General features: G+C 68.6%; 2 protein-coding genes. Both read right to left on the bottom strand.

Features of this window, described 5'->3' with window-relative positions:
- Window positions 1-670 (bottom strand): beta-ketoacyl synthase N-terminal-like domain-containing protein (locus ACZ6B1_RS34185; RefSeq protein WP_468784653.1); only part of this gene is annotated, 670 nt, incomplete at its 3' end.
- Window positions 670-1,727, bottom strand: a 1,058-nt coding sequence (locus ACZ6B1_RS34180; RefSeq protein WP_468784652.1) for a beta-ketoacyl reductase, incomplete at its 5' end; no start/stop codon positions are given. The genes ACZ6B1_RS34180 and ACZ6B1_RS34185, both read right to left, overlap by 1 nt.

Here is a 1,727-nt window from a genome sequence, read left to right as displayed (position 1 = left end):
CACCCACCCGCAACGCCTGCGCAGCGAGATGCAACGCCACCAACGACGACGAACACGCCGTGTCCACCGTCACCGCCGGACCTTCCAGCCCCAGCGCATACGACACCCGGCCGGAAATGACGGAGCCCATGACACTGGTGCTGAAGCCGTCGGCGCTGTCACCGGCCGCGTCACCGAGCCGACCGTAGTCCTGGGACATCACACCGGCGAAGACACCGGTCCGCGAACCCCGCAGACCCACCGGATCCACGCCGGCCCGCTCGATCGCCTCCCAGCACACCTCCAGCAACAACCGCTGCTGCGGATCCATCGCCACCGCCTCACGCGGCGAAATCCCGAAGAACCCGGCGTCGAAGCCCGCCACATCGGCAAGGAAGCCACCCCGGTGAACGTACGACTTCCCCGGTGCGTCAGGGTCCGGATCGAAGAGCCCTTCAACATCCCAGCCACGGTCAGAGGGGAACTCGCCGATGCCCTCTACTCCGGACCGCACCAGCTCCCACAAGCCCTCCGGGGACACCACACCGCCGGGATAGCGGCACCCCATCCCCACCACGACGACCGGATCGGAGTTCTCGGCGAGCAGCCGCTCGTTCTCGGCCCGTACCGTCTCGATCTCGAGCAGAGAGTTGCGCAGCGCTTCGACCAGCTTCTCTTCCCGGGTCGTCATCAGATGTCACTCTTCCTGCTCTGAGAAAGGCCAAGCCCCATGTCGATCAGTGCGTCCACATCCATCTCCTCGATGGACTCGCGCCGGTCACCGAGGTCTGGTGCGCCTTCGGACCAGTCGCTCTCGGCTTCCGCGAGCTTCAGCAGGCGCTCGATGATCACCGAGTCGCCGGGGCGGCTGAGCGACACTGATTGCAGCAGCCGCCGGACGTCCGTCATGTGTGTGGGCGCCGTACTCGATTCGCCATCCCCGGGCATGAGTTGTTCGAGCAGGAAGCCCGCCAGCGCCTGCGGGGTCGGGCAGTCGAACACGAGGGACGCGGGAAGAGTCAGCCCGGTCGCGGTCTGGAGGCGGTTGCGGACGTTGATACCGCCCAGGGAGTCCAGGCCCAGGTCACGGAACGCGGCCGTCGCTGCCACGGCCTCGGCGCTGCCGTGTCCCAGCGCCGCTGCCACCGACGCGGCCACCAGCTCGGTCAACAGCTTGTGCCGACCGGCCGAGTCGGTTGCTCGGAGCCGTGCCTCGAGCTGGGAGACACTTTCCCCGGCCGCCGCTGTCCGCCGCACCGCGGGCACCAGATCGGCGAGCATCGGCGCCAACTCACCTGCGCCGGCGAGACGGCTCAGTGCGGAAAGGTCCCACCGCACGCCGACCAGGTGACCCAGGCCCCCGGATATCGCCACGTCGAACAACTCCACGGCCTGCGCTGGACTCATCGGCAGCACACCACCCGTACGGAAGCGGGCCAGGGCCTCGTCGGTCAGCCCGGCGCCCATGCCTCCGGACTCGGCCCACAGGCCCCAGGAGACCGACTGTCCGGGCAGTCCCGACTGCTTCCGGCGAACGGCCAGTGCGTCCAAGAAGGCGTTCGCGGCTGCATAGTTGGCCTGGCCGGGGCTTCCCAACACCCCGGACAGTGACGACACCACTGCGAACACCGTCAGGGGCAGATCGCGGGTGGTCTCGTGCAGGTACCAGGCCGCGTCCGCCTTCGCCGCCAGGACCCGGTCCACACGCTCGGGGGTCAGCGAGCCGATCACACCGTCGTCCAGCACAC

Source organism: Streptomyces sp. NPDC041129, assembly GCF_055592265.1.
The sequence above is the reverse complement of the archived record's forward strand: the minus strand, read 5'-3'. Positions and strand labels throughout refer to the sequence as shown.